This is a genomic window from Saccharomonospora saliphila YIM 90502 (assembly GCF_000383795.1).
Lineage (GTDB): Bacteria > Actinomycetota > Actinomycetes > Mycobacteriales > Pseudonocardiaceae > Saccharomonospora > Saccharomonospora saliphila.
Genome location: NZ_KB912640.1, coordinates 138076 through 144125 on the forward strand (window position 1 = coordinate 138076; position 6050 = coordinate 144125).

The following is a 6050-nucleotide window of genomic DNA, read 5'->3' on the forward strand; positions in this document are numbered from 1 at the left end:
CCGGCGCCGGGTCGCCCCGGCGCCGGTCAGGCGTCGCTGGAGTGCCCGGGGAACAGGCGGGCGGCCGGGTCCAGGGCCACGGCGATGTTGTTCACCGCCGTGGCGGCCTCGCCGAAGCCGGTCGCGATGAGCTTGACCTTGCCCGGGTAGGCGGCCACATCGCCTGCCGCGTAGACACGCTCCCGCGCGGTGGCCATAGTGGTGTCCACCCGGATGGACCGCCGCTCGACCTCGAGGCCCCACGTCTCGATCGGTCCCAGATCGGCGGTGAAGCCGAGCGCGGCGACCACCGTCTGCGCGGGCAGGGTCAGCTCCCGCCCGTCCCGGGTCTGGAGATCGACGTAGGCCAACTCCCCCGAGCCGCCGGGCTCGTCGCCGCGCAGGGCGGTGACCTCGGTATCGGTGAGGATGGGAATGCCCTCGTCACGGGCTTGGGCCACGATCGACTCGGCCGCGCGGAACTTCGCTCTGCGGTGCACGAGCGTGACGCTGGCCGCGATCGGGCGCAGCGCCAGTACCCAGTCGAACGCCGAGTCGCCGCCGCCGACCACCACGACGTCCTTGCCGGCGTGGACGTCGAGCGCGGGCACGAAGTGCACCAGCCCCCGGCCGAGCCAGTCCTGCCCCGCGGGTAGCGGCCGCGGGGTGAACTCCCCGATCCCCGCGGTGATCAGCACCGCGCCCGCGTGGACGACCCCACCGTCGTCGAGCGTCACACGCAGGCCGTCGTCGGCGGTGTCGAGCGTGTCGGCCTTGCGTCCGAGCAGGTAGGCCGGGTTCGCGTGCCCCGCCTGTTCGACCAGGCCCTTGACGAGGTCGCGGCCCCGGACGGCGGGGAACCCGGCCACGTCGTAGATCATCTTCTCCGGATACATCGCCGTGACCTGCCCGCCGGCCTCGGGCAGCGAGTCGACGATCGCGGTCGACAGACCACGGAACCCGGCGTAGTAGGCCGCGTACAGGCCGGTCGGGCCCGCACCGACGATCAACACGTCGACCGACAGGGTCTCGGGCGAGCTCATGGCTCACCGCCTTCCGCCGTTGGGGGTTGGCCGGAACGCATTCTAGTGCGCGACGACACTCGGCGAGTGATCCGCGACTGGGCCAGACTGGCGCTATGGCTGAACAGGAATACCGGATCGAGCGCGACACGATGGGCGAGGTGCGGGTCCCGGCCGAGGCCCTCTACCGCGCGCAGACACAACGCGCCGTGGAGAACTTCCCGATCTCGGGACGTGGTCTGGAACGCGCGCAGATCCGTGCGCTGGGACTGCTCAAGGCCGCGGCCGCACGGGTCAACGCCAGGCTCGGGGTGCTCGACGGCGACCTCGCGGCGGCCATCGCGCAGGCGGCCGACCAGGTCGCCGAGGGCGCCCACGACGCGCACTTCCCGATCGACGTGTTCCAGACCGGTTCCGGCACCTCGTCGAACATGAACGCCAACGAGGTCATCGCGACCCTGGCCACGCGCTCACTGGGGCGCGACGTGCACCCCAACGACCACGTCAACGCTTCGCAGTCCTCGAACGACACCTTCCCGACCACCATCCGTGTCGCGGCGACCGAGGCGGTGCTCACCGACGTCATCCCCGCGCTCGACCACCTCGCCTCGACAATCGAACGACGGGCCGCCGAGTGGGCCGACGTGGTCAAGTCCGGGCGCACGCACCTGATGGACGCGGTGCCGGTGACGCTCGGCCAGGAGGCGGGTGCGTGGGCCTCGCAAGTGCGGTTCGGCATCGAGCGGCTGCGCAGCGGGCTACCCCGCTTGGGCGAGCTGCCGATCGGCGGGACGGCCGTGGGGTCGGGACTCAACGCGCCCGCCGGATTCGGCGGCGCGGTCGCCGAGGAGCTGGCCAAGGTCACCGGTCTGCCGCTGTCCGAGGCGCGCGACCACTTCGAGGCGCAGGCGAGCCAGGACGGGGTGGTCGAGACCTCGGGACACCTGCGCACGGTGGCGGTGTCGCTGAACAAGATCGCCAACGACGTGCGGTGGCTCGGCTCCGGCCCGCGCACAGGGCTGGCCGAGCTGGCGCTGCCGGACCTGCAACCGGGTTCGTCGATCATGCCCGGAAAGGTGAATCCGGTGATCTGCGAGGCGACCATGCAAGTCGTGGCGCAGGTGATCGGCAACGACGCGGCGGTGTCATTCGCCGGGTCGCAGGGCAACTTCCAGCTCAACGTCAACCTGCCGGTCATCGCGCGCAACGTGCTGGAGTCGGCGCGGCTGCTGGCGGCGAGTTCGCGGCTGCTGGCCGACAAGGTGTTCGCCGGGCTGGCCGTCAACGCCGACACCGCGCGTGCCTACGCCGAGGGCTCCCCGTCGATCGTGACGCCGCTGAACGCCTACCTCGGTTACGAGGAGGCGGCGGCGATCGCGAAGCAGGCGCTCGCGGAACTGCGCCCGATCCGCGACGTGGTCCTCGAGCGCGGCCACGTCGCCCAGGGCAGGCTCACCGAGGCCCAGCTCGACGAGGCTCTCGACGTCCTCCGCATGGCACGAGGCGGCCGATGACCCGCGAGTTGCCCCTCACGGCCCGCGAGTTGCCCCTTTACGCCCGCGAGTTGCCCCTCTACGCCCGCGAGTTGCCCCTCTACGCCCGCGAGTCGCCCTTCGGGTTGACACTCGGTTGCCCCGAGTTGCCCCGGCACTCGGTCGGTAGCCGACGACCGTGATCGGGAGGGGTGAATCCGCGCCGAACATCCGCCGTGCGGTCGCGGCGGCGCTGACGCGCACCATGCTGTCGGCATCCCTGCTGGTCACCGGCTACTACCTCGCGCCGTTGGAGGGCAGGCTCGGCTCGGGAGCGTGGCTGTGGTTCACCGGCGCATTGGCGGTGTTCGGTGTGGTCGTCGTCCGGCAGATCGTCGCGATCGTGCGCTCGGGGTGATCGTGCCCCTGTTGCTGGTCGTGTTCGCCTCCACCTACACGCTGCTGTCCGGGGCGGATCCGGCCGCGTTCACCGAGGTGATCAGCCGGACCGACGCGTTGTACTTCACGGTGACGGTGTTCGCCACGGTCGGCTTCGGCGACATCGCCGCCGTGGCGGAGACCGCCCGGGTCGTCGTCACGATCCAGATGGTCGTGGGCCTTGTCGTGGTGGGCGTGGTCGCCAAGGTCATCGTTGGCGCGGTCGACGTCGCCGCCCGCCGCCACCCCACCTAACCGCGAGTTGCCCCTTCCGGCGGCGCGAGTTGCCTCTACGAGGCCGCGAGTCGTCCCGGGGTGCGCACGAGTTGCCCGGTGGAGCGCAGCGGACCAGAACACCGTCCGCCAGGGGACGAGGGAAGCCGCACCTTGTCCGGGCAACTCGCAGGGTGGGGAGGGGCAACTCGCCGGGCGGGAAGGGGCAACTCGCGAACGGGAAAGGGCAACTCGCGGACAGGGAGGGGAGGATGGCGGTATGTGGTTCCACGAGCTCGTGCGGGTCTCGGGGCGGTTGGCGGCGACACGGTCGCGCAAGGCGAAGACCGCCGAGCTCGCGGAGCTGTTGACCGGCGCACCGGTCGACGAGCTCGCCGCCGCCGTGGCGTTTCTGACCGGTGCGCCGACCCAGGGACGGATCGGCGTGGGCTGGCGCACCCTGGCCGACCTGCGTACCCCTCCCGCCGAGCGGCCCACGCTGACCGTGGCCGAAGTCGACGCCCTCCTGGGTGACGTGGCGCGTGTCAGCGGCGGTGGCTCCACCGCGCGCCGCGCCGACCTGTTGCGCTCGCTCCTGAGCCGCGCCACGCACGAGGAGCAGGGCTTCCTGGTGCGACTGCTCACCGGCGAGCTCCGGCAGGGCGCGTTGGAGGGCGTCATGGTCGAGGCGGTCGCCGCCACCGCCGAGGTCCCCGCCGCGGCCGTGCGGCGGGCGTTCATGATCTCCGGCCGCCTGCCCGCCACGGCGCACGCCGCGATCGTGGGCGGAGTGTCCGCCCTGGAGCGCTTCGGTATCGAACTCGGCAGGCCCGTACGCCCGATGCTGGCCTCCCCGGCCGAGTCACTCGACGACGCGCTCGCCGAGATCCCCGCCGCCGCGGTGGAGTACAAACTGGACGGTGCGCGCATCCAGGTGCACCGCACGGGCGACGACGTCCGCGTCTACACGCGCACCCTGCGCGAGGTCACCGCGAGCGTGGGTGAGCTGGCCGAGTTGGTGCGGTCCCTGCCGTGCGAGTCGGTCGTGCTCGACGGGGAGACCCTCGCGCTGACCGACGAGGGCAGGCCGCGCCCGTTCCAGGAGACGATGTCCCGCTTCGGCAGTACGCGGGACGAACAGGTCCGCGCCCTGCTGCTGCGTCCGTACTTCTTCGACTGCCTGCACCTCGACGGCACCGATCTGCTCGACGCACCCCTGCACGAGCGCCGCACGGCGTTGCGCCGCGTGGCGGCCGACCACCTCGTCCCCGGCGAGACCGAGCCGGAGGACCCCGCCGCGATCCTGGCCGCCTCTCTTGAGGCCGGGCACGAAGGCGTGCTCGTCAAGGCGCTCGACTCCCCGTACGCGGCCGGACGCCGGGGCAAGGCGTGGCTCAAGGTCAAACCCGCGCACACCCTCGATCTGGTGGTTCTCGGTGCGGAGTGGGGCCACGGCCGGCGCACCGGCACCCTGTCGAACCTGCACCTCGGCGCGAGCGACCCGGACGGCGGCCCTCCGGTCATGGTCGGCAAGACGTTCAAGGGCCTCACCGACGAGCTGCTGGCCTGGCAGACGGCGACGCTGCCCCACTACGAGACCCACCGCGACGGTTGGGCCGTCTACGTACGGCCGGAGCTGGTCGTGGAGATCGAGCTCGACGGCGTGCAGGCCAGCCCGCGCTACCCGGGTGGCGTCGCCCTGCGGTTCGCGCGGGTGTTGCGCTACCGGCCGGACAAGGGCGCCGCCGAAGCCGACACGATCGGGGCTGTCCGCGCGATGCTGCGCGGCGCGCCGGCGGACCCGGATGGCAGCGAGTGAGCGCGGAGTGTGACGCCGCTGTCCGCGCGAACGGTGACACCGCCGTGCGGAGGACAGTGACACCGCCGTCCGCGAGGACGTAGGCTGGATTCTCGTGCGGTTTCTCGATGGCCACAGGCCCGCTCACGACCTGACCTACGACGACGTCTATCTGCTGCCGAATCGTTCCGGCGTGGAGTCGCGCTTCGACGTGGACCTCTCCACGGTCGACGGCACGGGGACGACCATCCCGATCGTGGTCGCGAACATGACGGCGGTGGCGGGGCGGCGCATGGCCGAGACCGTGGCCCGCCGCGGCGGCCTCGTGGTGCTGCCGCAGGACGTCGACACCGGCGCGGTCGCCGACATCACCGCCTGGGTGAAGGACCGGCACCCCGTGTGGGACACCCCGCTGGTGCTCACGCCCCACGACGCCGTCGCCGACGCGCTCAACCTCGTCGGCAAGCGCGCGCATGGCGCGGTCGTGGTGGTCGACTCGGACGGCAGGCCGGTCGGTGTCGTCGACGAGGCGGCCTGCGCGGGCGTTGACCGCTTCTCCCGGCTGGCCGACGTGCTCGACCCGGCGGTGTGGACGTGCCCGCTCGACACGCCGCCGCGCGCGGTGTACGAGCGGCTGCACGAGCACGGCGAGCCGGTGGCGCTGGGCGTGGACGCCGACGGACGGCTGGCCGGAGTGCTCACCCCAGGTCGCCGCGCTGCGTGCCGGAATCTACGCACCGGCCCTCGACCGCAACGGCCGCCTGCGCGTGGGCGCGGCCATCGGCGTGAACGGCGACGTCGCGGCGAAGGCCGAAGAGGTGCTCGCCGCCGGGGCGGACGCGCTGGTGGTGGACACGGCGCACGGGCACCAGGAGAAGATGCTCGCCGCTCTGAAGGCGGTTCGCTCGGTGTCGCCGTCTGTGCCGGTGGTGGCCGGAAACGTGGTCACCGCCGAGGGCACCCGCGAGCTCATCGAGGCGGGCGCCGACGTGGTCAAGGTCGGTGTGGGCCCCGGCGCGATGTGCACGACGCGGATGATGACCGGGGTCGGGCGGCCGCAACTGTCGGCCGTGCTCGACTGCGCCGCGGCCGCGCGCGACCTGGGCAAGCACGTCTGGGCCGACGGCG

The 6050-nt window shown here is 72.4% G+C and carries 6 protein-coding genes and 1 pseudogene; 6 read left to right on the top strand and 1 reads right to left on the bottom strand.

From position 1 onward, the window contains the following. Positions 1–26: 26 nt before the first annotated feature. Positions 27–1022 (bottom strand): NAD(P)/FAD-dependent oxidoreductase, encoded by a 996-nt coding sequence (locus SACSA_RS0105780; RefSeq protein WP_019814219.1) that lies wholly within the window; start codon positions 1020–1022, stop codon positions 27–29. 95 nt (positions 1023–1117) lie between these two features. On the opposite strand from SACSA_RS0105780, the gene SACSA_RS0105785 reads away from it, so the two are divergent. The 6 genes and pseudogenes from SACSA_RS0105785 to SACSA_RS21735 form a co-directional block, all read left to right on the top strand. Further along, positions 1118–2515, top strand: a complete 1398-nt coding sequence (locus SACSA_RS0105785; RefSeq protein ID WP_019814220.1) for a class II fumarate hydratase — start codon at positions 1118–1120, stop codon at positions 2513–2515. After that, positions 2512–2676, top strand: a complete 165-nt coding sequence (locus SACSA_RS25105; protein ID WP_019814221.1) for a hypothetical protein — start codon at positions 2512–2514, stop codon at positions 2674–2676. Before SACSA_RS0105785 ends, SACSA_RS25105 begins: the two co-directional genes overlap by 4 nt. Next, the gene (locus tag SACSA_RS26630) at positions 2673–2891 is read left to right on the top strand and encodes a hypothetical protein (RefSeq protein WP_048876464.1); all 219 of its coding nucleotides are present in this window, start codon (positions 2673–2675) and stop codon (positions 2889–2891) included. The genes SACSA_RS25105 and SACSA_RS26630 overlap by 4 nt, the downstream gene beginning before the upstream one ends. A gap of 2 nt (positions 2892–2893) precedes the next feature. Continuing rightward, on the top strand, positions 2894–3166 hold the full coding sequence (locus tag SACSA_RS26635; RefSeq protein ID WP_232212844.1) for an ion channel: 273 nt from the start codon (positions 2894–2896) through the stop codon (positions 3164–3166). Positions 3167–3404: 238 nt separating this feature from the next. Next, the gene (locus tag SACSA_RS0105800) at positions 3405–4943 is read left to right on the top strand and encodes an ATP-dependent DNA ligase (RefSeq protein ID WP_019814222.1); all 1539 of its coding nucleotides are present in this window, start codon (positions 3405–3407) and stop codon (positions 4941–4943) included. Between the two features lie 94 nt (positions 4944–5037). Continuing rightward, a pseudogene (locus SACSA_RS21735) lies at positions 5038–6050 on the top strand (IMP dehydrogenase); the annotation flags it as partial.

Bases quoted from the DNA above. Each gene is read 5' to 3' on its own strand.
- SACSA_RS0105780 (WP_019814219.1), bottom strand. From the start codon at position 1,022: ATGAGCTCGCCCGAGACCCTGTCGGTCGACGTGTTGATCGTCGGTGCG.
- SACSA_RS0105785 (WP_019814220.1), top strand. From the start codon at position 1,118: ATGGCTGAACAGGAATACCGGATCGAGCGCGACACGATGGGCGAGGTG.
- SACSA_RS25105 (WP_019814221.1), top strand. From the start codon at position 2,512: ATGACCCGCGAGTTGCCCCTCACGGCCCGCGAGTTGCCCCTTTACGCC.
- SACSA_RS0105800 (WP_019814222.1), top strand. From the start codon at position 3,405: ATGTGGTTCCACGAGCTCGTGCGGGTCTCGGGGCGGTTGGCGGCGACA.